We start from the raw sequence: 26,269 nt of genomic DNA, 5'->3' as shown, positions 1-26,269 counted from the left end.
ATCATGGATGCGCGCGCGGAACTGACTGCCCTTATCGCGCAAGAACTGGCACAGCCGGTCGCGCCCGCCGTGCGAACCATGGCGGATGCAGTTCGCGCGCGCCATCCCAACGCAGCGTTGGCGGTGCTGTTCTATGGTTCCTGCTTGCGGCGTCCGGAAAGCCTGCTCGCGGATTCACTGCTCGACTTCTATCTGCTGGTCGATGACTACAAGACGGCCTACGCCGGCGCTATGACGGCGCTGGCCAACCGGATCCTGCCGCCCAACGTGTTCTATCTCGAGGCGCAGCACGAAGGCGCGACGCTCCGGTGCAAATATGCGGTGATCTCGCTCGCGCAGTTTCAGGAAGGCACGTCGCGCACGACGGACAATGTGTCGTTGTGGGCGCGATTCTCGCAGCAAAGCCGGCTGGTATGGTCGCGCAATCCGCAGGTCCTGCAAGCCGTTGCAGGCGCTTGCACCGAAGCGACGCTGACGATGCTTGCTAGCGTACTGCCGCTGGTCGATCGGAGTGCGGCTGCCGACGCGATCTGGCAGCGCGCATTCGAGGAGACCTATCGCGCCGAAGTGCGATCCGAAGGCCGCGATCGCGCGACCGAGTTGGTGAACGCGGATGCGGAGCGCTATCGGCGCGTCCATGCCTTGGTGCGCGGCATCATCGGCGAAGAAGGCCAAGCCGACGCAGCGGCGTTCACTGCGGCCTGGCGCCGGAGGCGGCGGATCAGCAAACTGCTCAACTTCGCGCGCTTGGTCAAAGCGACGTTTACCTTCGATGGTGCGCTCGACTACGTGCTGTGGAAAGTGAAGCGGCACTCCGGCGTGGTGCTGCCGGTAACGGACTGGCAGCGGCGCCATCCGCTTCTCTCGGCGCCTGTCTTGGCCTGGAAGCTTTACCGCCGCGGCGCATTTCGGTAGCGACACATGGACGAATCAAAAGCAGCACGCCTCGTGCGAGACGCGCTGCTTCAGAATTCTGGAGAGATGCCTGTTATTCGGCGGCTGCGATCCGGACCGACCGGTCCGCGATGATGCCGAGCTCCAGGCCAACCTTAGTGATGACGTCGGTCACGCGCCGCAGCTGCTCCGTCGAGTGAGCGGCGCAGACAGAGCAGCGGAGCAGGGCAGTCCCGCTAGGCGTCGCCGGCGGGAGCGCCAGGTTCACATAGACGCCGTTCTGCAGCAGGCCATGCCACGCCCGCGCGGCGAGCGCAGGGTCGTTGATGTGGACCGCGACCACCGGGCCCTTCTGGCGGCCGAGCTTGAAGCCGGCGGCCTCCAGCCCATGGTAGAGCGTGTCGACGTTGCGCCACAGCCGCACCATCAGTTCGGGATGCGCGCGCAGCTTCGCGAGCGAGGCACGCACCGACGCGACCAGTGACGGCGGCATCGAAGCGGTGAACATGTAGGGCCGGCACGCGACGCGCAGGATATCGAAGTCCGGATGATCTGAGACCAGGAAGCCGCCGATCGCGCCCATACTCTTGGAGAAGGTACCGGTCACGAAATCAATGTCCGCGTCCACGCCTTCCTGCTCCAGGAGGCCGCGGCCGGTCTTGCCCATGACGCCCATGGAGTGGGCTTCATCGACCAGGATGTAAGCGCCGTGCTTCTTCTTGACCTCGACGAATTCCTTGAGCGGCGCGTGATCGCCCAGCATCGAGTAGATACCTTCGACCACCACCAGCTTGTTGCCGGGCTCGTGCGCGATGCGCTGCAGGCGCTTGTCGAGGTCGACCGGGTCGTTGTGGCGGAACCGGATGACAGTCGCGCTGCCGAGCTTGCACGCGTCGTAGATGCTGGCATGGCTGTCGGCGTCGATGATCACGAAGTCGCCGGGACCGACCAGCGTGGAGATGGCGCCCAGATTCGCCTGGTAGCCGGTCGTGAAGACCATGCAATGCTTCTTGCCGTAGAAGTCGGCGAGATCGGTTTCCAGCGCTTTGTGGCAGAAGTAGGAGCCATTGGCGATGCGCGAGCCGGTGGTGCCGGTGCCGAACTCCTCCGTCGCGCGCTGCGCAGCCGCGATGCAATCGGGATCGAAGGTGAGGCCGAGATAGTTGTTCGAGCCGCAGAGGATGGTCGGACGGCCCTCGATGACGGCTTCCGTGGCGGAGACGATGCGATCCATCTTCACGCCGAAGGGATCGGCGCCGCACGCCTTTACGGCTCCGTGCACCTCACGGATCGTCTTAAAGCGATCAAGCAAACCCATAACTCCCCCTATGCCCCCGTCTTGCTCGCGTAGATCGTGTCGGCAAGCTGACCGACCGTCGCGATTTCCGGTACTAAATTGAGCGGGATGGACACGTCGAAGCGGTCTTCCAGCTCCATCATCAAATCCATGACCTGCAGCGAATCCATCGTCAGGTCCTCGGCGATCACCGTTTCCGACGTGATCGTTGCCTCGCCGGCCCGAAAGCGCTCAAGCAGGCGGGCGATCTCGACGAAAATTCCGTCCTTGGTCAGAGCTGAACTCTGTTGGATGGCTGCGGTGCCCACGATCTATAACTCTTTTCCTGTCGCTAACTGCGGCGATGACATGCCTATGACAGACCCGCCGATTCCCCGGGCCACATATGTCTTGCATTTGGGCGTTAGGGTTAAATGACAAATTGTTACCGATTGTTACAACCCAATCGAATCAAAGGGCTAACCGGTTAATTTTCTAAACCATGTTAGCAGCTGCATACCATTTCGCTGCATCGCGGAATCCGCGCCAGATATCGAATGCCGGCCGCCAGTCCGATACCTGCTCCAGCCGATTTCCGTGGACTACCCAGTCCGGCCAATAGATCTCGGCGACCTTGTGGGGCTGCAGAATGCGGGCCCGTCCGTCGATCCGCGTCATCAAGCGGTTGGCCTGGGCAACGGCCAAAAGCCCGGCGCGGGGCAGGCGCAGGCCTGCCGGCTTGCGTCCGACAGCTTCCCCCAAGGCGCTCAGGATGTCTGGCCAGCGATAGCCGCCTGGCACGCCGTCATCGATCTCGAACGTGGCCTGTGGAGGCCCGGAGCGGGTCAGGCAGGCTGCGATGGCTTCCGCGAGGTCGGCGACATGAATCATGGACAGGGCGGCGCCGGGTGACGCCGGATAAGGGACGATGCCAAGCTTGGCGGCCGTGAATATCGGCCGGATTTCCCGATCCCCGGGCCCGTAGACCGCGGGCGGGCGCAGGATGGTCCATATCCGGTCGCCGGCCAGCCCCCGCACGGCCTGTTCCGCCCGGTATTTGCTGTCGCAATAAGGAGAGAGGCGAGGCTCGCGTGCCGCGATGCTCGAGACGTGAACCAGCATGGCGGCGGGCGCCGCGCGGGCGGCCGCCAGTAGCAGGCGCTGGGTGCCACCTTCGTTGACGCTGTAGAAATCCCTGCGGCGCGGCGCCTTCACGATGCCGCCCAGATGGATGATGGCATCGGCCCCCTCGACCAGCCGCTCCAAGGCCGACGAGTCGTCTAGGTCACCGAGCACCAGCTGGAAGCCGTGGTGAGGAGACAGCAGCTCAGCCGGATGCCGGCGCGCAAGGACGCGCACGCCCCAGCCCTGACGCCACAAGGCGGTGACAACCTGTCGGCCGATGAAGCCCGTGGCGCCAGTGACGGCCGCGAGTTTTCCCACTAGGCGCCCACAGCAGCGTCGAATTGCTCGTAGGCGCCGCTCAGGTAGTTGGCCTTCGCCTTGGAGCGACTGAGTTTGCCGGACGAGGTCTGCGGCAGGGCCTTGGGCGGCACAAGAACCACGCGCGCCTCGACGCCGTGCGCTCGCTGGAGCAAGGCGTAGACGTCGCGCCGCAGCTTCTCGCGCTGGTCGGGATCGCCGATCCGGCAGTGCACGAGTATCACCACCGTCTCGCTGTCATTCTCCTCGACAGAGAACGCTGCGACGTCGCCGCGCCGCAGGTCGGGCAGTTCCTCCGCCGACCATTCGAGGTCCTGCGGCCAAATATTGCGGCCGTTGAGGATGATGAGATCCTTGGCACGGCCGGTAATCACGATCTGCCCATCCAGCAGATACCCCAGATCGCCGGTTTGCAGCCAGCCATCTGCGCTCAGAATTTCCGCCGTCAGGTCCGGCTGCCGGTCATAGCCGCCCATCACGCTGGGACCGCGGAAGAAGATGTGTCCGACGCTGCGTTCCGGCAGCATGCGGCCGGCATCATCGCGGATCTGAAATTCGTGGCCCTGCAGCGCGCGCCCGCAGGCGACGAAGGCGCGGGTCTTGGGGCCGCTCGGACCAGGAGCCGCCAGGTTCCGATGAGCCAGTGCTTCGCGGTCGATCTCGTCGACGACATAGCGCTGGTTCAATGGCGCGAAGCTCATGGCGAGCGTGGTCTCCGCCATGCCATAGCTCGGCACGAAGGCCGTGGGGCGGAAGCCATAGGGTGCGAATGCATCGGCAAATTTCTGCAGGATCGGGTGCTGCACCATGTCGCCGCCGATGCCGGCGCCGCGCCAGCGCTTGAGATCGAGACTGACGTCCGTGCCTTCGCGCAGGCGCCGCGTGCAGAGTTCGTAACCGAAGCTCGGGCTGTAGGAGAGCGTCCCACCGTAATCGGCGATAAGCTTCAGCCAGGTCAGCGACCGGCGGGCAAAGTCACGGGTCGCAATGTAATCGATCGACATCTGCGTCGTGAGCGGCACCAGCATGAAGCCGACCAAGCCCATGTCGTGATACAGCGGCAGCCACGACGTGCAGCGATCGCCACGATTGATGTCGAGGCCGTCGAGCGTGATGGCGTTGGCGTTTGCCATGATGGAACGCTGCGGAATGTCGATGCCCTTCGGGAAGCGCGTGCTGCCCGAAGAGAACTGCAGATAGCTCTGATCGTCCTTGCCGAAGGGACGCAGATCGGCGCCGGTGCGCGGCAAGGCGGCGAAGTCCATCGGCCCACCCACCAGCTTCAGGTCCAGGCCCTCCGCCGCTTCCGTCAAGAAGGTTAGAAATCCATCCGGGGCCATCGCGGCGGCAGCACCGCACCCGATCATTTGCTGCCGAAGCTGATCGATATAGGCGGCACGGCCACCCAAGGTCATCGGCAGCGCCACCGGCACCGGCAGCACCCCGGCATATTGGCAGCCACAGAAGGCGACCATGAACTCGGGATCGGTGTCCGCGATCAGCAGCACCCGATCGCCCTTGGCAAGGCCCAACCGCACGAGGCCCTGGGCGAAATCCCGCGCCCGCTCACGCAATTCGCGGTAGGTCAGCACCTGGGCCAGCTCGCCTTTGGCGGTGAAGAAGTTGAAGCCGGTCTCGCCACGCGCCGCGTAGTCCAGCGCTTCGCAAATCGTGTCGAAGTCGCTCCGTCGCGTCGCCAGCCCCTGGCTAGTGGTGGGGGTCGCCTGTAGACTCATGGGACCTTGTGCCGCATAAACGATTGATTGCAAAGGGGCCGCAGCCGCCGTTAGGATTTCGCGCTGCTTAGCAAATGCGCCTCGAATCGGCAAGCTGCCCGAAGGCGAAGGCCGAACGGCCGTTTGCCGCGTTTATCGCGTTTATCGCGCTTTAATCATAACGTTCATGGAACTGGGGTCATGAAAACCGCCGATCTAGAACTACAGGAAGCTGGCAAGACCGGCCGGTCATTGGGTTCACTGCTTGGACTCGGCGATGCCAAGAAAGCAACGAAATTCAAAGCAGGAACGCATCCGTCCGCGGGCGGTCCGGCAAGCGAGAGGACCCAAGTCAGCCAGTCCATCGCCGACGTGTTGAAGCTGCTGCGCGCCGATCAGGTTACGAAAGTCGGCGTGCATGCCGACAAGGGATTTTTCGATTCGTTCAAGATGCAGGCCGGCGAGATCGAGTGCCTGTGGCTGTCGAACGATTTCGTGGTCGATCAGCCGCTCGGCGCGCTGCCGCTCACCGGCGAGCATTTGAAGAGCTGCCAAGCGGTCGTTGTGGGCGGCCCGGACGTGGCGACCAAGTTCCGCTTGACGCTGCGCAACACCTTGGCGCATGCGCCGCTGGTGCCGGTGCATTGGATCGCGGACAATTGGGAGTTCTGCGCCGGCACGGCCGCGATCCCGCAAGAGATCGAAGACGTCGATGCACTGGTCTTCAATCACTTCGAGGAGTTCTTCGGTATCAAGGACCCGCTGCAATTCCGGTTCGAGATCATTTCGGAGGACGGGATCAAACGGCGCTACCAGGTGCTTGGCCCCAGCCAGTCGATCAATATCAACCTCAAGGAATTCGCGGGGGAGCGCTCGGAACCCGTTTGCCTGAAGGTCTACGTCAGCCACCCGAACCTGACGCGCGGACGGCACTATCGGTTCCGCATGTGTGCCGACGTGTTCTGGAAGGATTCCTTCACGATCATCCATGGCTCGCACCAGTTCTTCAAGAATCCGAATAAGGAGCAGCCGTTCCGCCTGATCGATTCCGCGATCCGCGGCGGACATGTCGCGATGACGGTGCCAAACTACGATCTCGACATGGGTGCCGACGACATCATCGTGATCGGCACAGGTCTCAACAAGAAGGAGCAGAAGCGCTCGCGGACGCGGCCCGTGGAGGAGGTGCATTTCGAGCGGCGCGAGACGCCCAGCAACGCGCGCGACTATTTCGCCGCCTCCTATAAAGGCTACGGCACCTCGTTCTGGTACGCCTTGGAGGAAGGTTGCTTCAGCAAGCCCGGTAAGCAAGGCAGCATCGCCGGCAATCACCTGTGCCGCGTGGGCGTCGACGATCGTGCGGATGCGGCGTTCCGCCCGGATGAGCTGCGCGTGGTGGAGCAGGCGGTTGCGGCCGGCTTCATGATCCAGCCGTGCTTCGTGCCGGTCACGCACGGGAAATCGAAGCTGACCTTCGGCTTCAATTTCGACGCGTCCAACCCGCCGTTCGAGCATTATTGGCTGCGCTTCTACGGCGTCGACGGCGCGTTCCTGGGCGAGATGCGCTGGCGCAAGGATTTCGTCGGCCCGGCCTTCATCGAGGATGTGCTGAACGCCTGGGGCAGCCCCGAGCGGTTCCGCGTGGCTGGGGCGATGATCTGCCCGGACCATCTGAAGATCGGCATCGCGCCGCAGCGCTTTGTGACGACAGCGGACCTCGTGGCCCGGCACCTTGAAACCGGCGATCAGGACGCGACCGAATTCCAATCGAGCTGGCGTAACCTGGGCGCGGTGGTCCCGACACTGCCGCACTGGCTGCATCCGTCGATCGGCGTCATGGGTCGCACCAACGTGATCGGCCGCGTGCGCTGCCGCGATGGATATCGGACCGGCGTGTTCGTCGCCAATGGCAGCGGCAATCTCAAGTACGACATGACGGCCGAGGTGGAGATCGCCGCCATCAACCATGCGGGACGGCGGCTCAGCCACTACATGCAGCTGCCGGCGTTCGGCAGCCAGATCGTGTGGCTCGACGACGTGATGGCGCGGCTGAAGGAGCATGTGGGTGAGAGCGGCATTGCCGCCTTGCAGGTTCTGTCGGCCGATGCCGACCTCACCGCGCATGTAATCGGGCTGTCGCCGGACGGCGCTGTCGGATTGCAGCATCTCTGGGGATATTGAGCCGATCTTGCCCCGCGACTCTGCAACGATCCGCGCGCGATTGGTGCGGGCTGCCTTGGCGGCTGCGCCGGGTAGTTGGAATCCCGCATGGCGCTATGGCGACATCATCCGCGCCGAGCTGGAGCCAGCGGCGCGCATCGCCGTCGATCCGCGACAAGTGCTGGGCAAGCTCGGCACGCGCACCATGGCGGGACTCAAACAGCGCTTTGTGGTGCCGCTGCGGAGCTCCCGCGAGCTGCGCCCGATCGCGGAGCTGCCGACCTATCGCGATGTCGAGGATTTCGCGGCCCATGGCGATGACTATCGGTCTACCCGGCTCTATCGCTGGCTGAAGCAATCGGCGGAGGAGGGGATGCCCGTCAATGCGCGCGGCGTCCTCTGTGACACCGAGCAGCGGATATTGGACTATTACTTCACCTATCTGGAGCTGTTCCGCAGCCTGCAGCAGCACGGCTACGCCTATCGCGGCGATGACGAGATCTGCTTCGGCATCACGGCGGATGGCGGCATTGTCCACATGCGGCGCGGAACGCACCGCCTGGCGAGCGCGCATTTCCTGGGTCTGCCGTTCGTCACCGGCATGGTCACCCATGCAGATCCGGCCTGGGTGGAACAGGCTTGCCGACGGAACAGGGGTGGACCGCTCGAGGCGATTGCGCTATCGCTGCGGCCGTTCCAGGGTCAGGGCCAAAGCCAAGCAGCGGCGCAATGAAGTCGATCGGCGAAATCTTCCGGCTCTTTTTCTATACCGGCTGGCGGCGGCAGTGCCTGATCCTGCTTGCCATGCTGTTCGGCGTGGCGGCGGAGAATCTCTCGATCGCCAGCTTGTGGCCGATCATCGGCGTCGCGTCCGGCGAGGAGATCAAGCCGTCGCCCGCGACCGAGGTCGTCACTGGCTTGCTGAGCGGCATCGGGCTGTCGCCGACCTTGGGTGCGCTGCTGCTGTTCCTCTGCGTGATGATCACGCTGAAGTTCACCCTGACGAGCGCTGGCCTCATCTATGTCGGGCGCGAGGTGGCGCGCATGTCGACGCATATGCGCCTGCGCCTGATCGAGGCCATCGTGCGCGCCCGCTGGTCACACATCATCAGCACGCCGGCGGGGCGTCTCTCTGCCGCGCTCAGCGACGAAGCGGAACGCGCGCAGTCCGCCTACCGCGCCGCGGGCAACTTCGCCGCGCGCTTGACGGAGACGCTGACGTACCTCATCGGCTGTCTCTGGATCTCCTGGCAGTTCTCGGTCGCCGCGATCGTGGCTGCGATCATCCTGTGGCTGGCGGTAGCGCGGTTCGTCGGCATGGCGCGGCGGGCAGGGCGAGCCAAGTGGCGCAGCATCCATATGCTGTCGAGCGCGATGAACGATCTGCTGACCTCGATCAAGAGCCTGCGCGCGATGAATCGCCAAGCCTATCTCACGCGCTTCGCTTCTGCGCAGGTCGACGAGCTCAAGAAATCGGCGGTGCGCGAGTTCTACAGCGAGACGGCGGTGCGCGCCCTCCAAGAGCCGCTTCTTGCCACAATGGTGATCGGCGGGTTCTACGTCGGCTACACCTACTTCAACCTCGGCCTGGTCGAACTGATCGGCGTCGTCTGGCTGTTGCGCCGGATTTCGAACGGCGTTTCCACCATGCGCGGCGCCATGCAGCGCATCGCCATCGACGGTGTCGCATTCTGGTCGATCGTTCGCTTGACACGGGCCATGGAAGAGGAGGCCGAGACGCTGCATGGCGGCAAGGTCGCCCATCTCGGCAAGCAGTGCGACTTCCGCGACGTGAGCTTCGGCTATGGTGACAAGGGCATTGTCAAGTCCGCGGACTTCACGCTGCCTGTCGGCGAAGTTGCGACCTTGATCGGGCCTTCGGGAGCCGGCAAGACCACGATCGCCGACTTGCTCGTTGGACTGCATGAGCCGGATTCCGGCCAGGTACTGATTGACGGCATGCCGTTGAGCGATGTGGACCTGGCGCGCTGGCGCGCCAAGATCGGTTATATCCCGCAGGATAACATCCTATTCAATGACACGGTGCAGGAGAACATCACCCTGGGCGATCGATCGATCAGCGAAGAGCAGGCGATCGAGGCCCTGCGGCTCGCGGGGGCCTGGGGATTCGTGTCGGCGCTGCCGCGGGGATTGCATGAAGTGATCGGTGTGCGTGGCAACCTGCTATCGGGCGGGCAGAAGCAGCGCCTGTCGATCGCGCGCGCGCTGATCCACAATCCGGAACTGCTGATCCTGGACGAGGCAACCAGCGCTCTTGATCGCGCGACGGCGCGGGAAATCTGCGATGCCGTGCGCGGACTGCGCGGCAACCGCACCATCCTGGCCATCACGCACCAGTCGACCTGGATGGATGCCGCCGATCGCATCCTGCGCATGGATCAGGGACGGGTCACCACCGACGCGGTATAGGTCCCGTCGGCGAGCGCCCGCGGTCGGACGGCAATCCCGCTGCACCTAGTTCGCGGCGCGGATGCCGCGATGAAGGCTTGCGCGTTCCACGGCGCGCACCCTGCCACTCTCGACCAGGTAGATGCGATCCGCGCGCTCGACCCAGGAGGGCTGATGTGTGATCGCCAGCACCGTCATGCGGCCCGCCTGAGCGGCGACCGTCGCGCAGATTTCGGCTTCGGTGGTCGGGTCGAGCGCGCTGGTCGCTTCATCCAGGATCAGCAGCTTCGGCTCATGGACCAGGGCGCGCGCCAAGGCGATGCGCTGACGTTGGCCGCCGGACAGCTTGAAGCCGCGCTCCCCGATCGGCGTCTGGAGCCCTTCCGGCAATTCGGCCAACAATGCACCCAGGCCCGCGGCTTCGAGAGCAGCGCGCACGCGGTTTTCGTCGATCTCCTGATCACCGAGGCTGACGTTCGCCATGATGGTATCGTTGAACAGGATGATCTCCTGCGGCACATAGCCGATCAGGGAGCGCCAGCGGGTAATGTCGATATCGCGCAGATCGACGCCGTCCACCGTGACGGTACCGTTGTCCGGTGCATAAAGGCCGAGCAGGAGGTCGGCGATGGTCGTCTTGCCGGAGCCGGATTCGCCGATCAGAGTCGTGATCCGCCCCGCCGGAATCTCGAGCGTGACGTCGGTCAGAACGGGTCCGCGGCCATACGAGAAGCTGACGTTCTGCAACTCGCAGCCGACGGCAAGCGTGGGAGGGCGCGTGCCTTCGAAGCGCTCGGTCGCCTTTTCCACCTCCGCGACCGTGCTGAGCAGCGTCCAATAGCTCGCGTCGGACTGCGCCAACTGCGTCATGGCCTTGCGCACGCGCGAGATGTTGGTCATGACCGCAAAGGAGATGACGCCGGCGACAATCACCAGATCGATCGGCGAGCCGAGGACCCGCGCTGCAAGGTATGCGCCCGCTGCCAGCAGGTAGGTCTGGATCAGGTCGGGAAGCCCGATCGACAAGGTTTCCGTCACTACCAAGCCGTTGACGGCCTTTCGCAAGCGCTTGGCATCCTTGATCAGTTCGCCGATCAGGCCCGCATGCCGGTGCATGGCCTTCAACGGCTTGAATCCGGCCAGCACGTCATTCAGCTCGACGACCATACTGCGCATCGCGCGCTGCCGTTCGCGCCCGGCCAGGTGGGCGGCCCTGGTCAGCGTCCGCAGCGACAAGCCCATGAGCACGCCCATGGTGATCGCCACCGCGGCCATCTTCCAGCCCATGAACAGTGCCAGGCCGCAGAAGATCGCCGTGCGTATCGATTGCTCGATCACCTGCAACGAATTGCGGAAGGCGGTGGACGCCCAACCCGATTCCGTGGTCGCGGCGGCGACGAACCGCCCGACCGGCTGGATCGTGAAATACGCCCATTTGGCGCCGACCAACGCCTGCAGAAGGCGCTGCCGGATCTCCTGGGCGATCTTGGCGCCAATGTGACCAAGGGCGCGCGCAACGACCATGCCGACGATAGCCTTGAGCCAGATGGTCACGCCGACCAGCAGGCAAAGCACCTCCAGATTGAGGGGCAAGTGGAGGAAGGCCAGTGCGTCTTCGATCATCTGATTGAGGCGCGTCGGCTCGCTGTTCCCCTGAGTGACGATCGAAAGGATCGGGAAGAGCGACGCGATGCCGATACCCTCCAGCAGCCCGGTGAGCACCATGGCCAACACCAGCGGCACCTGGCGGGCAAGGCCGTGGATGCGAACGATCCGTATGGCGCCCGCGAGGGTCGAGGTTTGTGGCGAAAGGTCGGTCATCCTGTCTCGGTTGCTGGCGGCACCCACATCTCCGGCGGGGCCGCGATCACGCTGCCGGTTGATAGCATTCCTCCGGCGCAAGTCAACGAATAGGCCCCTAACGAATTGAATTTCTGCGAGATTTGCGGCAAAACGGCACATTGCGCGCGGGTCGATTGCCGTGGATTCCTGTTATCTCTTATGCTGACGGTCGCCAGAATCGGCGGTCGGCCAAGGGCTAGGGACAGATGGATTACAGGGTCTTCATCCAGACCAACGATGAGCAGTATCTGGGGGCGTTGGTGGCAGCCCATGCGCTGCGGCGCAACAGCCGGCATGCGGACCGGTTCGACGTCCAGATCCTGCACTACAATGATTTCCCCTGGCTCCACGCCAAGGAAGGCCAGACCTTCCTCCGCGGTGTCGAGCAGCGCACCTGGAAGCGGGACGACCTGCAATCCTTCACGCCGCTCCGCTTCATACCACCGAAGCTAATGAACTATCAGGGGCGTGCGGTGGTGATCGATCCCGACTGCTTCGCGGTCGGCGACGTCTGGGACCTGCTCAGCCGCGACATGCAGGGCAAGGCGCTGATGTGCCGAATCCGTCCTGCAATCAAGGAGCTGCCGGCCTATCGCGCTTCCAGCGTGATGCTGCTGGAGAACGGCAAGCTGACCCACTGGGACGCGGAGCGGACGTTCAACGACCTGTTCACGTCCAAGACCGACTATCTGAAGTGGGTCAAATTGGAGTACGAACCGGACGATACCGTCGGCCTGCTCGAGAATGAGTGGAATGACTTCGATCGCCTGACGCCGGAGACGAGGATTCTCCACACCACTTACCGGCGCACGCAGCCCTGGAAGACGGGTCTGCCGATCGACTTCACGGTGCGGGTGAAGGACTACAGCCGTTACCCGTTCCCAAAATCGGTGTTCAAGCAGGTGAAGAACCTGCTCGCACCCAGGAAACCGAAATCGGAGATCTATCTACCGCATCCGGATCCCAATCAGGAGCGGCTGTTCTTCGGGCTGCTTGCCGAATGCCTGGCGCAAGGCACCGTGACGGAGGAGATGGTGCGGCGCGAAATGTCGGCGAACCATGTGCGACATGACGCCCTTGAACTGTGTTCACGAGTGGCCGCTTGAGTTCTTCGCGGCCGATCGCCGCAGCGGCGTTTGGCAATTTTTGCCGACGGTCCTTTCATGGCTAGCATGGAAGCTAACATGAGCCATATTCAGTCATCGGAGAGTTCCATGTTCGCCGCCGTCGTCGCATCGCGCACGCCAAAGCTGCTGTCCGACATACAGCCGAGCGACGTCGTCACCGAGCCCTACGCGCACTACGCGCGGGCCGATGTCGTGCCTGCGCCGCTCTATGAAGAGCTGGCTGCCGGCTTCCCCTCGCTCGCTGTGATCGTGAACGAGCGGGCGGATATCGGGTCGAACGAAGCGGTGCGCATGACGGCGAAGCAGGTGCTGGGGGATCGGCGCATCTCGCCGCTCTGGCGTGAGTTCTTCGAGTACCACACCTCGGCCGATTACTGGCGGGACGTCACGCGCCTATTCGCCACTCATTTCCGCCGCGAGTTCCCGGACCTGGAGGAGAAGGTGGGCCGCGCCTACGAGGACTGGCGGGTGGTGCCGCGCGGCTTTGCGGGCGAGGCTGATGTGCGCCTCGATTGCCAGTTCGTCATGAACACGCCAGTCACCCACAAGAGCAGCGTCAAGACCGCGCATGTCGATCTGTGCGACAAGATCTTCTCCGCCCTTTTCTACATGCGCGATCCCCGCGACCAGAGCCAAGGCGGCGACCTCGACCTGTACGATTGGCGGCGGAAGCCGCGCTTCGTAAAGCATCGTGCCCTCAACCGGGACGTCGAGCTGGTGAAGACCGTGCCCTATCGGGCGAATTCCTATGTCTGCTTCGTCAATTCAGCCGAAGCCGTGCATGGCGTCAGTCCGCGCGACACCACGGACGTGCCGCGCCGCTACATCAATTTCATCGCGGAACTGCCGGTGAAGGCCTTCGAGCCGAAGCAGATCGGCCGCCTGCAACGCTTCTGGTACGCGAGCGAAGTCGACCTAGCGCTGGGCGACGACAAATACTGAGAGATCAGTACGGCGTTCCGTCCTTATGCGTGAAGACCCATTTGCCGTCGGCACCTAAGGTCGCCTGGATGTCGTCCTTCGGATAGCTGCCTTCATCACCGCGCGTGCGGTCTCCGATTTCCAGGATGACCACATCCTGTTGGGTCCGGTTGATTAGCTGATGCGCGATGCCCTGGGCAGGAAAGCCGGCGCACATGCCGGGCGCGAGCTGAATCTCTTCCGCCTCGGTCACGAGCGTCGGTTCGCCCTGTAACACGTAGACGAACTCATCCTGCTTGCTGTGCCGATGCAGCAGCGCGGATTCGCCGCCCGGCGCCAGCCGCGTGAGGTTGACGCCGAAATTCTTGAGCCCGAAGAAGTCTCCTAGCGCCCGTTTCTCCCGTTTTGCCATGCGGCTGAAGAATGGCTCTGGGTAGTTCGATGGCTTGGTGCGCGGCGCAACGGCATCGGCCCTGATCGCGATCGGTCGGGCGGCTCTGTCCTTCATGGCCTAATCCAAATCCCCGACCAAGTGCACCGGCTTGGCGTGCGGATTGCGGTGGGCCTTTTGCACGGCGAGGATCCAGAAGGTGCGGATGCCGTGATAGGCCGCTGTGGCGAACTGCCAGGCGGCGATCAGGAAGAACGCCTCCCGCGCCACGCCGAAGATGCAGCCCAGCAGGAAGATCGGCAGGTTGATGTTGCGCCGTGCGATGAAGCTGCGCACCGTGGCGTCCAGCTTTGAATGCGTGTGGAAGCCGCGCTGGAAGAAGCGCGGGTAGATCTTGAGGATCAACCGGTCCAGCACGTAGAACACCAGGATCGCGACTGTCGCCCAGCCGAGCGGCGAACTCCATCCTTGCTCCGACAGGCCGAGACCATAGGCCCAGGCCGCGTACCAGATCGGCGGATGGACCATGTCGAGCCCATGATCGAGGAAATTGCCGAGGCGGGAATCTGTGAAGGTAAGGCGCGCCAGCTTGCCGTCGACGGAATCCAGCACGCTCATGCCGTACGCCATCAGGAAACCCACGACCCAGTTGCCATTGGCAAAGAACGGCACCGCGCCGAAGGTGAGAGCAATGCTCACCAGTGTCACCAGGTTCGGATGGATGCGCGCCCGCGCCAGCGGCCGCACCATCAGCCAAACCAGGGGCGGATAGACGTAGCGCGTGAAGATGTCGGTCGAGCCCTTGTAGTTGGACCAGAACATGAATCGCTGGATCTCCGCCGCCTTGGTCCGATCGAGAATGCGAAACATGTAGAAGGGCACGGTGCGCCGCAGCTTGCGGATGAAGCCGTCGAACTGGTCCTGCGTAAGTTCCTGCGTCAGACCCGCCTTCACTAGGCCGCGCGAGAGAGACGTGATGTCGGTTGCATCCTCCGGGACCACCACCGAGCCCGCCATGCCGAGGAACAGCATGGCCGCCGATTCCTTGGCATCGGGCGCGAAGACCGCGAGATTATGCTCGGCCCGGACGAGCTGCCCATGAAGGCGCTGGTCGGCGAGGCTGGTTCCGTCCAGCACCAGCAGCGGCCCATCGCCGGCGAGCTTCTGCACCGCGCGCAACCGCTCGGCAAAGGGCGCGCTGGATTGCGAGGACACGACCGGCAGCGCCTTCAGGACACGCGCCGGAATCCGCAGCTCCGCGGGATCCTTGCTGCCGACATCGATGATGACCTGGGTGGGCTTCGGCTCCAGCCGCATCAGCGCCTGCAGGTGGCGCTCCGTCACCGTCAAACCGAAAACCTGTAGCCGAGCGGCCGGATGAGCCGCATCGATCCAAACCAACATCGAGAAAACCAACTCCGAATTCGAGGCGCGTCCGCTGGCTGAAGCAAGTCGGCAGGGGCCCAGGCTTGGCCGCACACGCGGCCGGCCGGGCCTATAACATGCGCCGGCAGGGGTGACAAGCATCCGGCCGGAGCCACCTAACTGCTTTGCCCATCAGCAAAATTCTGCGAAGTATGTGCCACCATCCGACCAAGGGGGAGCGCCGGCCTTGCCTCATCACACGCCGTTGATCGCCGCGATCGTCGCCGGCATCGTCCTGGCCTTCCTGCTCGGCGCGGCGGCTCACCGCCTGCGGATCTCACCCCTGGTCGGGTATTTGCTCGCCGGCGTGGTGGTGGGCCCCTTCACTCCAGGCTTCGTCGCGGATCAGGACCTGGTCGCGCAATTGGCGGAGATCGGGGTCATCTTGCTGATGTTCGGCGTGGGCCTGCATTTCTCGATCAAGGATTTGCTCTCGGTGAAGTCCATCGCGGTGCCGGGCGCACTCGCCCAGATCGCGGTCGCGACCCTGCTGGGCTGGGCGCTGGCCTGGCTGCTCGACTGGCCGACCATCGCCGGCTTGGTCTTCGGCCTCGCTCTGTCGGTCGCGAGCACGGTCGTCCTGTTGCGCGCGCTGCAGGACCGCCGGCTGCTGGAAACCACGCAAGGGCGCATCGCCGTCGGGTGGCTGATCGTCGAGGACACTTTCATGGTGGCGGTGCTCGTCCTGCTGCCGCCATTGACCGAGATCTATCTGACGATGGACCAGGCCGGCGCGAAACCGGAGATCGCCGAATTGCTGCGGGCCTTGATCATCACGCTGGGCAAGGCCGCCGCCTTTGTCGCCATCATGCTGTTGGTCGGGCGGCGGGTCATTCCGTGGATCCTGCATTACATCGCGCACTCCGCCTCGCGCGAGTTGTTCCGGCTGGCGGTCTTGTCGATCGCCTTGGGCATCGCCTTCGGCGCGACCACACTGTTCGGCGTGTCATTCGCGCTCGGCGCGTTCTTCGCCGGCATGATCCTGAGCGAATCCGAGCTCAGCCATCAGGCGGCGCAGGAGACCTTGCCGTTGCGCGACGCCTTCGCGGTGCTGTTCTTCGTGTCGGTCGGCATGCTGCTGGATCCTGCAGTTCTGCTCGGCCAATTCTGGCCGCTGCTCGCCACGATGATCATCGTGCTGTTCGGCAAGTCGGCGGCGGCATTCCTGATCGTGCGTCTGTTCGGGCATCCGAAGGCGACGGCGCTCATCATCTCCGCCAGCCTGGCGCAGATCGGGGAGTTCTCCTTCATCCTGGCGGGTTTGGGCCTGGCGCTCGGCGTGTTGACGGAACAAGCCCAGGATCTGATCCTGGCGGCGGCAATCATCTCGATCCTGATCAATCCGGCATTCTTCGTGCTACTTGATCGGTTTGCACCGAAGGAAGAGCCGAAGGCAGCGGACGCTGCGCCGGACAGCGCTACCGCGACGCGCGGCGAACTCGCGCAAACAGCATTGAGCGACCACTACATCGTGATCGGCCATGGCCGCGTGGGCGGCGTCATCGGCGAAGCGCTACGATCGGCAGCCTCACCCATGCTGGTGATCGAGGATCGCCTGGCCGCAATCCCCGAAGCCGACGGTGCACGAGTAGAGGTCATCAAGGGCAATGCCGCCGATGAGGAGGTACTGGCGGCCGCCAATCCCGCCGCAGCGCGCTGTGTCTTCGTCGCCGTTCCAGACGCATTCGAGGCCGGCACCATCGTCGAGCGGGCGCGTGCCCTCAATCCATCCGTGCCCATCATTGCGCGAGCTCATTCCGAAGCCGAGCATGAGCATTTGATGCGGCTTGGTGCGACACACACGATCCTGGGCGAGCGGGAGTTGGCGTTGGAGATGCTGAGAAAGGCAGGGATCGCTACCGAGACGACTGCCGCTCCCGCCACAGCGTCTTGATCTCCGCCACCAGCTGATCCTGGATTTGGCGCGCGACCGCGGCAGGGCGCCAGCTGATATCCGCGGTCTGGGGGTCGAACGGACGCGCGATGCCGGATTGATAGAGCTTCTGGTTGAGTCCGAGCACATTGCGCCGTGGGCGGGCGCGGCCCATGCGAGTCAGCATATCGTAGAAGCGGTCGAGCGGATCGGCGGGACGGCCTCCCATGCCACGCCGCTCACGCCGCTCGCGCACATGGCGCTTGATGGCGGCGATCAAGCCCGGCTTTTTCGAACGACCGAGCCACGGCAGCTCATAGATCAGGATCGGCCGCTCGAAAGCCGCGGCATCCGCAACCATCGACGCGCTGTCACTGGTGACGATCGCGGCATCACCGAGGGCGAGCAGGGCCAGGTAAGGATTCTCTCCGCCCGCGTGGAACTCGGAAAACAAATGCGGCACGGCGAGCGTTCCGAAGATCGCCTTCAGCCCGGCTGGCGATCGCGGGCTGGTGGTGATGAGCAAGGATCCGCCGGTTCTCTGCGCAAGCACCTGCAGATCGCGTGCGAGGCTACGGGCGACCACTTCGTCGAAGGCCATGTGTTGCGTGGGGCCGCCGAGCATGACAGCGATCCAGGGCTTGGGCAGCTGCTCGAATGCCGGCTGCCAGCGTGCCACCGCCTTGTCGACCTCCGCCTCGTTTGCCTTGACCAGCGGCAGCGGCAGTTCGCGCACATTCGGCGCGGGCGGCAATCCATATTGCGGGGTGGTGATGACCAGGTCGTAGGGCTTGAGCTCGGTGCGCGGGCGGCCAAGGCGGATGTTGATGATCCGGCCGCCCTGCTGCGCGATCCAGCGCGAGATCGGCGCGGACCGGAAGCCGATTCCGATCACCATGTCCGGCCAAGGGGCCGTCAACGGATCGCTGGCGCCAACATCAAGGCCGGCCAGGGAAATGCCGGCCTCGGCCGGATCGACAGTGTAATCGGACTGCCATCGAAGCTGCTTGATTTCGTAGGGCCAGCCCAGCATCTCCGCCAGCGCCTGCACTTGCGCATTGTCGCCCCGGCGATCCCCGAACAGCAGCCAGAGGCGCGGCGCGGGTTCGGTCGATGGATGCGTGATGGCTGTCACTGACGGGCAGGGAATCTGTGTGGTCTAAGGCTGCCTGCTCCTTTTGGCCCAAAAAACGACAAAGTCAAAGCGAATGTAATGGGATGCGGCTGGAGCATTGAGAACGGCCGCGCCTTCTGGTCTAGTCCCACCGTGAAAATCTTTGCAACTCCTCGGAGTAACCCTGCCATGACCGCCGTCATGCGACGCTTGGCCTGTCTCCTGCTTGTCTTCATCGCCATCCCGTTGGCAAGCGCCGATCTGCGCTCGCTCGCCTCCGCGGCGTACGAGTACCGCAACGGGCTCTACAACGTGCCGGCGACCGACCTGGACGCAGCTGAAGCTCACGCAGAGCTGCAGGAGCTTGCGGCGGGGCCGGATCAGGCAGCGGCGGAGAAGCTGGCCGAAAGCATGATTCCGGCCGGCTACGAGGATTATCAGCTCTGGATGAGCTTGATTGAGATCAAGACCAAGCTGAGCAAGGGGCTCGAGGCGGCTTATGCCGCCTTTATCGCCACCGAGGCAGCCTTCGATTCGCAGCAGAAGTCGGCGGCTTACCTGGCGCTTGGCCGGACGCTCGAGGGTATCAATCGCGGCAGCGAAGCGCTGGAGGCCTATGACGAGGCGGTCCAGTTGACACAGAATCCGGACGCCCGCGCTGCCTATCAGCGCCTGAGCCGTTCGATCCCGTTCCATTATGAGATGACGGAAACCTCGACCGACGGCGACCGGCCGCAAGTATGCCTGAAGTTCGATCGGCGGGTCCTGGGCACGCGGCAGCTGGCGTATGACGACTACGTGCGCGTCGAGCCCGAGACTCAAGTCGCCTATCGCGCACTCGGCCGCCAGCTCTGCCTGGACGGATTGAGCTACGGCAGCTCCTACCAGGTGACGCTGAAAAGCGGAATGCCGGGTGAAATCGGCGCTCTGGAAAAGGACGAAGCGATCGACGTCGCGATCGGCGATCGCGAGCCCAGCGTCGGCTTCCAGAAGCAGGCCTATGTGCTGCCCAAGGTCGGATCGACCGGCGTGCCGCTGACCAGCGTGAATGTCGGCTTCACCAAGCTGAAATTGCTGCGCATCAACGACCGCAATCTCGTCAACGAGATCAACCGCGGCAATTTCCTGAGCAATCTCTATGACTGGGACCGCCAGCGCGTCGCGAATGAATCGGGCGAGCAGATCTGGCAAGGCTCGATGCCCATCGAGGGCGCGCGCAACGTTCGCGTTCTGACTTCTGTGCCGGTCATCGAGATGGTGCCGGAGATCAAGCCCGGTGTGTATTTGCTGATGGCCCGGGCGGCACAGCCCGACGAAACCGAAGAGCAAGCGCAATATTACTGGGACCAGTACGCGACGCAGTGGATCGTCGTTTCCGATATCGGCCTCACCACCCTCTCGGGCGAGGACGGGCTCAATGTCTTCGTGCGTTCGCTTGAGACGGCAGAGCCATTGAACCGCGTCCGGGTGCAACTGCTCGCCCGCAACAACGAAGTGCTGAGCGAGACCGCCACGGACCGCGACGGCAGGGCACATTTCGATCGCGGCCTGATCGAAGGCGCCGGTGGCCGCACCGCGACGGCGGTCACGGCCTTCCGCAGGGACGGCGATTTCAGCTTCCTCGATTTGACTCGCGCGGCCTATGACCTCAGCGACCGCGGCGTGGGCGGGCGTGTGGCGCCGGCCAACCTGGACCTGTTCCTCTATACCGACCGCGGCGTCTACCGGCCGGGTGAGACCGTTCATCTCGGTGCACTGCTGCGCGACTGGACCGGCAAGAGCGTAGCCGATCTGCCGATCACCTTGCGGCTGGTGCGGCCGGATGGCGTGGAGGCGCAACGTTTCGAGAACCTGAAGGACGAGGTGGGCGGGTTCCAGCAGGACATCGCGATTTCCGAAGCGGCGCGCACCGGCCAGTGGACGGTCGAGGCCTTTATCGATCCCCACGCGCCGGCGATCGCGTCGCAAAGCTTCCTGGTCGAAGAGGTTGTGCCCGCGCGCATCGGGACCAAGCTGACGGCGTCCGCGGCCAAGATCGTTCCGGGCGAATCGTTGACTGTCACCGGTGATGCCAAGTTCCTCTATGGCGCTCCGGCTGCGGACCTCAAAGTCAAGTCCGACCTCGTGGTGCGGCCTGACGCCAATCCATTCCCGCAATGGGAAGGCTACCGATTCGGATTGGAGGAGGAACAAACCGATCCGATGCGCGTCGCATTTGCCGACGTGCGAACGGGCGGGAACGGTGCGTTTGCGCTGCCGGTCGCTCTGGAAGAGGTGCCGGATGTGCAAGCGCCGTTGAAGGCGACCTTGCGCGTCGAGGTCTATGAGTTTGGTGGGCGCCCGGTGATCGAGAGCGTCGATCTGCCCGTCCGGGAGAAGCCGCTCTATCTCGGCATCAAGCCGCTGTTCCCCGAGGGACAGGTGAGTGAAAACAGCAGCGCGCAGTTCGAGATCATCGCACTCGACGCTGAAGGCAAGGAGAAGGCGATCCCGGAACTGCAGTACAGGCTGGTGCGCGAGGAATGGCGCTACAACTGGTTCTATGCCGGCGGCGCATGGGACTACCACGTCTCCATCAACGACGGCCCGGCCGAAGTCGGCACCATCGCCGCCACCGCCAACGGCCCGGCTAAGCTCGAGAAGCAGGTGCAGTGGGGCAATTTCCGGCTGGAGGTCTACGACCCTGCCACCGGCGTCGCCAGCTCCATGCGCTTTCACGCCGGCTGGTCGGCAAAGCCGGGCAGCGGCGAATCGCCCGACCGCCTGCAAGTGGTCAGCGACAAGGAGAAATACCTGGCGGGAGAGACGGCGCAGATCCAATTGCGCGCGCCGTTCGCCGGTGAAGCGCTGATCACCGTCGCGACCGACCGTGTGCTGAGCACGCGCGTCGTCTCGCTGCCCGCCGAAGGCAAGGTGATCGAGATCGAAGTCGATCCGCAGTGGGGCGCAGGTGCTTATGTGCTGGCCAGCGCCTTCCGGCCAGGCCGGGAGCAGGAGCGTGGGCCCGGCCGCGCGGTCGGCGTTGCCTGGCTGGCGGTGGATTCCGCGCCGCGCACCATCCAGGTTGCAATGCAAGTGCCTGACAAAGTGTTGCCGCGCCAGAAGGTCGAGATTCCAATTACGCTGTCGAACTTCACGGGCGCGGCCGCTTACCTCACCGTAGCGGCGGTGGATGAGGGCATCCTCACACTCACCGATTTCGAAACGCCCGATCCGGTCGAGCACTTCTTCGGCAAGAAGCGGCTGCAGGTCGAACTGCGGGATCTGTACGGGCAGCTCATCGACGGCAAGGCCGGGCGGCGCGGCCAGATCCGCGAAGGCGGCGACAGCGAATTCTCCCAGCGCGGCGCGCCCAAGAAGATCGAACTGGTGGCGCTGTATTCCGGCCTGGTTGAAGTCGGCCAGGACGGCAAGGCGATCGTCGCGTTCGACATCCCGGACTATAACGGTCGCCTGCGCCTGATGGCAGTTGCGTATGACGCGCAGAATGTCGGCTGGGCGGAAGCGGGATTGGTGGTGCGCGATCCGGTGATCGCCGAGATCTCCGCACCGCGCTTCCTGGCGCCAGGCGACAAGAGCAACCTGTCGCTCACCCTGCAGAATCTCGACGGCGCCGCGGGTCGCTACGAGGTCGCGTTCAGCTCCAGCGGCGATGTGCAGCTGGGCGAGAACGCCAGCGCCGAGGTCGAGCTGGCGCAGGGTGCAACCACACACCTGCGCCTCGCGCTGCTGGGGCAGCGGGTCGGCAGTGGCGAGATCACGCTCAGCCTGAAAGGGCCGGGCGACTATGTGCTCGACCGCAGCGTCGCGATCCCGGTGCGGCCTGCGAACACACCGGTGACCGAGACGCTCACCATGCGGCTCTTGCCGGGTGAGTCGATGACGCTGAACCAGGCGGCGCTCGATCCGTTCCTCGAGGGCGCAAGCCTGCGTGCGAGTTTCAGCACGACGCCAAACCTTGACGTACAGACCATCCTCGCCAATCTCGAGCACTATCCCTATGGCTGCCTGGAGCAGACCATCTCCAGAGCCTATCCGCTGCTGTTGGCGGGCGATGTGGCCGATTTGTGGGCGCTGGAGGATCGCTACAAGCAGATCGACAAGGCGCAGCTTGAGAAGGCGATCCGCAGCACGCTCAACCGGCAGCGCTTCGACGGCATGTTCGGCCTGTGGACGGCGTTCGATCCGGCAGAACCCTGGCTGTCCGCATTCACCATGGATTTCCTGATGCGCGCGAAGGAGAAGGGATTTGCCATCCCGCCATCCGCGATCGAGCAGGGCATGGACGGCCTGCGCAAGCTCTCGACTGGCTATAGCGGCGTCAGCAGCGACGATGACCGCTATGGCCGCGGGCCGTCGGCGCAGGCCTATGCACACTACGTGCTGGCGCGCGCGGGACAGGCGAAGCTGGCTGATCTGCGCTACGCCGCCGATCAGCTATCGCAGCGCTCTGCGCCGGCTCTGGCGCTCGCGCATCTCGCCGCCGCCCTGGCGATGAATGGCGAGCAGCAGCGCGCGACCGAGTTGTTCGATGCCGCAACAAAGGCGGCCGAGCGACGCGGCTATGGCTGGTGGGACTACGGCTCCAGGCTGCGCGACATGGCAGCGGTCGCCTTCCTGATTGCCGAAAGCAAGCAGTCCGGACTCGATCCGACGCCACTCATCGGCCGGGTTGCCGACATGCAGGGCCAGAACCGCTGGCTCAGCACGCAGGAGCAGGTGTGGGTCCTGTTGGCTGCCAAGGCGACGGCGGGGCAGGCGACAGGCCTCAAGCTCGACGTCTCCGACGGTGTCAGCGTGGTGCAGGACAAGACCTTCTACATGCCGGCCGCCATGTCACTGCCCACCGCGAAGACCTACACCAACAGCGGTAGCGTGCCGGTCTATGCCAAGGCGTCGGTGACCGGCGTGCCGCGCGCGGATCTGCCGCCGGCGGACGAAGGCTTCGCTATCACGCGCACCTTCTACACACCGGATGGCACGGAGGCCGAGCTCAGCCAAGTGAAGCAGAACGATCTCCTGGTCGTCGTCCTCAAGGGCCGCGCGACCAGCGGACTCGATCATCAGGCCTTGATCACGGATCTGCTGCCGGCCGGCTTCGAAGCGGAGATCGCGAGCCTCGCCAGCGCGCGGCAGACTGGGGATTATTCCTGGCTGCCGGAGCTGAGCCAGGCGCTCTATCTCGAATATCGCGATGACCGCTTCGTCGCGGCCTTCGATGTCTATGACGAGGGCAGCGGCGGCCAGAACCGCGATTTCACCTTCGCCTACCTGGTACGCGCGGTCACGCCCGGCGACTACAAGGTGCCGGCGCCGACCATCGAGGACATGTACAAGCCCAACTATCGCGGCCGCGGCAGCACCGCCCGGACGCAGATCGGCATGGCGGAGTAGCCGATGAAGCTGCGCTTGCGATCGACGGTGATCGCCCTCGGCCTTGCCCTCGCGGCAATAGCCGGGGCGGCGCTCATCGCCGATCGCATGCTGCCGCCGCCGCTCGAGCGCCTGGATTCGATCTCGACCGTCGTGCTGGATCGCGACGGCCGCGTGCTGCGCGCCTACACGACGGCCGAGGGCGCGTGGCGACTGCCTGCGGAGTTGAGCGAGGTCGATCCGAAATTCCTCCGGTTCCTGCTGGTCTATGAAGATCAACGCTTCCGCTCGCACCCAGGAGTCGATGCGCTGGCGGTGGGCCGTGCGGCCTGGCAGGCCCTCAGCCACCGCCGCGTCGTGTCCGGTGCCTCTACGCTGACCATGCAGCTCGCGCGCCTGATGGAGCCGAGCCCGCGTACCCTCGGCGCCAAACTGGCGGAAATGGGCCGCGCGCTACAGATCGAAGCGCGGATGAGCAAGGACGATATCCTCGCCGCCTATCTCACCTTCGCGCCCTATGGTGGCAATCTGGAAGGCGTGCGCGCCGCGAGCCTAGCCTATTTCGGCAAAGAGCCGACTCGCCTCAGTGATGCGGAGGCAGCGTTGCTTGTGGCCCTACCGCAGGCGCCGGAGACTGTGCGCCCGGATCGCTTCCCGCATGCTGCCAAGAAGGCACGCGACAAGGTCCTACATTTGATGGGCGCGCGTGGCTTGGTGGATGAGCGTGCGCTTGCTGCGGCGCTGGCTGACCCCGTGCCGCAAGCGCGCAAGACGTTCCCTCTGAGCGCGCCGCACCTCGCGGATCGCCTAACGCGCCAACAGCCGACGGCACGCGTGATCGAGACGACGATCGACGACGATCTGCAGCGTGCCTTGCTGGAGGTCGTCCGGCGCTATCAAGCGCACCTCGAGCCGAACGCGACCATTGCAGTGCTGGCGGTGGAGAACGAAGGGCGCAAGGTGCGCGCCTATATCGGCTCGAGTGACTTCTTCGCCAACCGCCGCTTCGGCCAGAACGATATGGTGACGGCGATCCGCTCGCCGGGCTCCGCGCTCAAGCCCTTCATCTATGCCATGGCGTTCGATGAGCTGGCCGCCCATCCCGAGACGATGATGCCGGATGTGGCCTTGCGCTTCGGCGATTATGCACCGAAGAACTTCGACGGTCATTTCCGCGGCCAGATCAGCGCGCGCGAGGCCTTGCAGGCGTCGCTCAACATCCCGGCTGTCGCATTGCTCGACCGCGTCGGGCCGCTGCGCTTCGTTCTGCGCTTATCGGAATCCGGCGTGCCCTTGGCTTTCCCGAGCGAGGCGAAGGTGCCCGGCCTGCCGGTCGCGCTCGGTGGCGTCGGGATCAGCCTGGAAGGGCTGGTGACGCTCTATGCCGACGTGGCAGACCGGGGCAGCGCGCTGCCGCTGAGCGTCGACGAGTCGCCCAGCGACGCACCGGCGCTCGAACCTCTGATGTCGCCGAAGTCGGCGTACTACATCACGAAGATCCTGCTCGACACACCGCCGCCGCCAAGCTTCCTCGCTGCCGGCAACCGTCGCAACGCGCAGCCGATCGCCTACAAGACCGGCACATCCTTCGGCTTCCGCGACGCGTGGGCGGTCGGCTACACGCGCGACTACACGATCGGCGTCTGGGTAGGCCGGCCGGACGGCACCTTCTCGGCCGGGCGCATGGGCCGCGCCAACGCAGCGCCGATCCTGTTCGAGGCCTTCGATCTGCTGCCACAAGGGCCATCCGCGCTGCCCGAGAAAGTGCCTGCCGACGTGATCGCCGCCGACAATGCCAGCCTGCCGGCCAACCTGCGCACGTTCCGAGTTCGCCCCGGCGCCGCGCCCAACACCATCGCATCGACCAAAGCGGTGCAGATTTCCTATCCCGTCGACGGCGCAACGCTCGAACTGGCGCCGAGGGAACAGCCTCTGCCGGCCCTGACACTGCAAGCCAATGGCGGCGCATTGCCATTGCGCTGGCTGGTGAACGGATTGCCGATCGAGTCACAGCCCTACCGCCGCCAGGCGCAATGGCACCCCGATGGCCGCGGCCAGGTGCGCGTGACGGTCACCGACCGCAACGGCAACAGCGCCAGCAGCGCGGTGTGGATCAAGTGACGGCACAGCCGTCATGGTCGGACTTGGTCCGACCATCTACGAGCTTCGTTGCGAGAGACCGCGTCGCTTCAGGCAAACTCGTGATGGTGTGGACGGCCCCCGCGCGGCATCGATGTGCCAGAATGAGGTCGTTGCAGATCTCATTGAAGGGAGCCGTCCATGGATAAGCTTATCCGCATTGGCAT

The 26,269-nt window shown here is 64.4% G+C and carries 17 protein-coding genes; 9 read left to right on the top strand and 8 right to left on the bottom strand.

The window, feature by feature from the left end; genetic code table 11:
* The first annotated feature begins 3 nt into the window (after positions 1 to 3).
* Positions 4 to 915, top strand: coding sequence for a hypothetical protein (locus DTX69_RS28755; protein WP_119305038.1), 912 nt, complete (start codon positions 4 to 6; stop codon positions 913 to 915).
* Between the two features lie 73 nt (positions 916 to 988).
* Here DTX69_RS28755 and spt read toward each other — a convergent pair whose 3' ends face one another.
* The 4 genes from spt to DTX69_RS28735 all read right to left on the bottom strand — a co-directional run bounded on the left by spt (position 989) and on the right by DTX69_RS28735 (position 5,349).
* A complete protein-coding gene (gene spt, locus DTX69_RS28750) occupies positions 989 to 2,212 on the bottom strand; it encodes a serine palmitoyltransferase (protein WP_119305037.1) in 1,224 nt (407 codons plus the stop codon).
* A gap of 8 nt (positions 2,213 to 2,220) precedes the next feature.
* Complete coding sequence (locus tag DTX69_RS30875; protein WP_284736134.1) at positions 2,221 to 2,499, bottom strand: acyl carrier protein; 279 nt, start codon at positions 2,497 to 2,499, stop codon at positions 2,221 to 2,223.
* Between the two features lie 166 nt (positions 2,500 to 2,665).
* Complete coding sequence (locus DTX69_RS28740; RefSeq protein ID WP_162917662.1) at positions 2,666 to 3,613, bottom strand: NAD-dependent epimerase/dehydratase family protein; 948 nt, start codon at positions 3,611 to 3,613, stop codon at positions 2,666 to 2,668.
* Positions 3,613 to 5,349, bottom strand: a complete 1,737-nt coding sequence (locus DTX69_RS28735; RefSeq protein WP_119305035.1) for a fatty acyl-AMP ligase — start codon at positions 5,347 to 5,349, stop codon at positions 3,613 to 3,615. The genes DTX69_RS28740 and DTX69_RS28735 overlap by 1 nt, the downstream gene beginning before the upstream one ends.
* A 180-nt stretch (positions 5,350 to 5,529) precedes the next feature.
* Between DTX69_RS28735 and DTX69_RS28730 the strand changes: the two genes are divergently transcribed.
* From DTX69_RS28730 to DTX69_RS28720, 3 genes are read left to right on the top strand one after another with little or no spacing between them, the layout of a single operon-like run.
* Complete coding sequence (locus DTX69_RS28730) at positions 5,530 to 7,509, top strand: hypothetical protein (RefSeq protein WP_119305034.1); 1,980 nt, start codon at positions 5,530 to 5,532, stop codon at positions 7,507 to 7,509.
* A gap of 7 nt (positions 7,510 to 7,516) precedes the next feature.
* A complete protein-coding gene (locus tag DTX69_RS28725; protein ID WP_162917661.1) occupies positions 7,517 to 8,221 on the top strand; it encodes a hypothetical protein in 705 nt (234 codons plus the stop codon).
* A complete protein-coding gene (locus DTX69_RS28720; RefSeq protein ID WP_119305032.1) occupies positions 8,218 to 9,918 on the top strand; it encodes an ABC transporter ATP-binding protein in 1,701 nt (566 codons plus the stop codon). The genes DTX69_RS28725 and DTX69_RS28720 overlap by 4 nt, the downstream gene beginning before the upstream one ends.
* 45 nt (positions 9,919 to 9,963) lie before the next feature.
* Here the strand turns inward: DTX69_RS28720 and DTX69_RS28715 are convergent, their stop codons facing one another.
* On the bottom strand, positions 9,964 to 11,718 hold the full coding sequence (locus DTX69_RS28715) for an ABC transporter ATP-binding protein (RefSeq protein WP_162917660.1): 1,755 nt from the start codon (positions 11,716 to 11,718) through the stop codon (positions 9,964 to 9,966).
* 227 nt (positions 11,719 to 11,945) lie between these two features.
* Here DTX69_RS28715 and DTX69_RS28710 point away from each other — a divergent pair, with 227 nt between their 5' ends.
* Together DTX69_RS28710 and DTX69_RS28705 are read left to right on the top strand one after the other, a co-directional pair.
* Positions 11,946 to 12,845: a glycosyltransferase family protein gene (locus DTX69_RS28710; protein ID WP_119305030.1), complete on the top strand. Its 900-nt coding sequence runs from the start codon at positions 11,946 to 11,948 to the stop codon at positions 12,843 to 12,845.
* A 78-nt stretch (positions 12,846 to 12,923) separates the two neighbouring features.
* Positions 12,924 to 13,808 (top strand): 2OG-Fe(II) oxygenase family protein, encoded by an 885-nt coding sequence (locus DTX69_RS28705; protein WP_162917659.1) that lies wholly within the window; start codon positions 12,924 to 12,926, stop codon positions 13,806 to 13,808.
* Between the two features lie 4 nt (positions 13,809 to 13,812).
* On the opposite strand, the gene DTX69_RS28700 is transcribed toward DTX69_RS28705, so the two are convergent.
* Complete coding sequence (locus DTX69_RS28700) at positions 13,813 to 14,295, bottom strand: cupin domain-containing protein (protein WP_119305028.1); 483 nt, start codon at positions 14,293 to 14,295, stop codon at positions 13,813 to 13,815.
* A 3-nt stretch (positions 14,296 to 14,298) separates the two neighbouring features.
* Positions 14,299 to 15,582 carry a CDP-alcohol phosphatidyltransferase family protein gene (locus tag DTX69_RS28695; RefSeq protein ID WP_119305027.1) on the bottom strand — a complete coding sequence of 428 codons (1,284 nt, stop codon included), beginning with the start codon at positions 15,580 to 15,582 and terminating at the stop codon, positions 14,299 to 14,301.
* Positions 15,583 to 15,790: 208 nt separating this feature from the next.
* Here DTX69_RS28695 and ybaL point away from each other — a divergent pair, with 208 nt between their 5' ends.
* A complete protein-coding gene (gene ybaL / locus DTX69_RS28690; RefSeq protein WP_119305026.1) occupies positions 15,791 to 17,497 on the top strand; it encodes a YbaL family putative K(+) efflux transporter in 1,707 nt (568 codons plus the stop codon).
* Here the strand turns inward: ybaL and DTX69_RS28685 are convergent.
* The gene (locus DTX69_RS28685) at positions 17,460 to 18,611 is read right to left on the bottom strand and encodes an ELM1/GtrOC1 family putative glycosyltransferase (protein ID WP_119305025.1); all 1,152 of its coding nucleotides are present in this window, start codon (positions 18,609 to 18,611) and stop codon (positions 17,460 to 17,462) included. The genes ybaL and DTX69_RS28685 overlap by 38 nt on opposite strands.
* A 168-nt stretch (positions 18,612 to 18,779) precedes the next feature.
* On the opposite strand from DTX69_RS28685, the gene DTX69_RS28680 reads away from it, so the two are divergent.
* Positions 18,780 to 23,984 carry an alpha-2-macroglobulin family protein gene (locus tag DTX69_RS28680; protein WP_162917658.1) on the top strand — a complete coding sequence of 1,735 codons (5,205 nt, stop codon included), beginning with the start codon at positions 18,780 to 18,782 and terminating at the stop codon, positions 23,982 to 23,984.
* A 3-nt stretch (positions 23,985 to 23,987) separates the two neighbouring features.
* Complete coding sequence (gene pbpC / locus DTX69_RS28675) at positions 23,988 to 26,084, top strand: penicillin-binding protein 1C (RefSeq protein WP_119305023.1); 2,097 nt, start codon at positions 23,988 to 23,990, stop codon at positions 26,082 to 26,084.
* The last annotated feature ends 185 nt before the right edge of the window (positions 26,085 to 26,269 follow it).

It is taken from the genome of Dongia deserti, assembly GCF_003574735.1.
In the GTDB taxonomy this organism is placed as follows: domain Bacteria; phylum Pseudomonadota; class Alphaproteobacteria; order Dongiales; family Dongiaceae; genus Dongia_A; species Dongia_A deserti.
Note: the sequence above shows the minus strand (reverse complement) of the source record. Positions and strands in the feature narration are given on the sequence as shown.

Bases quoted from the DNA above. Each gene is read 5' to 3' on its own strand.
- DTX69_RS28755 (WP_119305038.1), top strand. From the start codon at position 4: ATGGATGCGCGCGCGGAACTGACTGCCCTTATCGCGCAAGAACTGGCA.
- spt (WP_119305037.1), bottom strand. From the start codon at position 2,212: ATGGGTTTGCTTGATCGCTTTAAGACGATCCGTGAGGTGCACGGAGCC.
- DTX69_RS28735 (WP_119305035.1), bottom strand. From the start codon at position 5,349: ATGAGTCTACAGGCGACCCCCACCACTAGCCAGGGGCTGGCGACGCGA.
- DTX69_RS28730 (WP_119305034.1), top strand. From the start codon at position 5,530: ATGAAAACCGCCGATCTAGAACTACAGGAAGCTGGCAAGACCGGCCGG.
- DTX69_RS28720 (WP_119305032.1), top strand. From the start codon at position 8,218: ATGAAGTCGATCGGCGAAATCTTCCGGCTCTTTTTCTATACCGGCTGG.
- DTX69_RS28715 (WP_162917660.1), bottom strand. From the start codon at position 11,718: ATGACCGACCTTTCGCCACAAACCTCGACCCTCGCGGGCGCCATACGG.
- DTX69_RS28710 (WP_119305030.1), top strand. From the start codon at position 11,946: ATGGATTACAGGGTCTTCATCCAGACCAACGATGAGCAGTATCTGGGG.
- DTX69_RS28705 (WP_162917659.1), top strand. From the start codon at position 12,924: ATGAGCCATATTCAGTCATCGGAGAGTTCCATGTTCGCCGCCGTCGTC.
- DTX69_RS28700 (WP_119305028.1), bottom strand. From the start codon at position 14,295: ATGAAGGACAGAGCCGCCCGACCGATCGCGATCAGGGCCGATGCCGTT.
- DTX69_RS28695 (WP_119305027.1), bottom strand. From the start codon at position 15,582: ATGTTGGTTTGGATCGATGCGGCTCATCCGGCCGCTCGGCTACAGGTT.
- DTX69_RS28680 (WP_162917658.1), top strand. From the start codon at position 18,780: ATGACCGCCGTCATGCGACGCTTGGCCTGTCTCCTGCTTGTCTTCATC.
- pbpC (WP_119305023.1), top strand. From the start codon at position 23,988: ATGAAGCTGCGCTTGCGATCGACGGTGATCGCCCTCGGCCTTGCCCTC.